General features: G+C 65.8%; 1 pseudogene. It reads left to right on the top strand.

Annotated features, from left to right (window positions below):
• Positions 1-220: 220 nt before the first annotated feature.
• A pseudogene (locus tag RM812_RS42395) lies at positions 221-442 on the top strand (Uma2 family endonuclease); the annotation flags it as partial.

Here is a 442-nt window from a genome sequence, read left to right as displayed (position 1 = left end):
ATGTGTCGTCGACCATGTGTCCCCGCCCTCCGGTGCCGTCTCGTCTCCGTCCTCGGCCAGTATGACCGGCGGGCCGGAATTCATGCCGTGGGAGGGATCACGGGTGGGCGTGCTCTCCTGTGCCCGGCCACCCGTTCGTGGGACGCTGGGAGAAAGCGGCGTACGGTCGCGAGACCTCCGATCTAGCTTCTCGCCAAGGCCACTGAAGAAGGGACACGCGATGACCGCAGCGTTCGTCGAGAACAGTCACGCACCGGGTGCGCGCGCGTGGGACTACCTGCTCCAGACATGGCGAGAACTGGACGTGCCCGAGGGGTGGCGCGCAGAGATCGACGAGGGGCAGATCGTCTTGGTACCACCGCCGCACGCGCACCACAACGGCATCGCCGCGAAGGTTCAGCGCCAGCTTTACGTGACGTTGCCCGATGACCTGGAGATCTAC

The sequence above is a fragment of the Streptomyces lancefieldiae genome (genome assembly GCF_031845825.1).
GTDB classification, from domain to species: Bacteria; Actinomycetota; Actinomycetes; order Streptomycetales; family Streptomycetaceae; genus Streptomyces; species Streptomyces lancefieldiae.
Note: the sequence above shows the minus strand (reverse complement) of the source record. Positions and strands in the feature narration are given on the sequence as shown.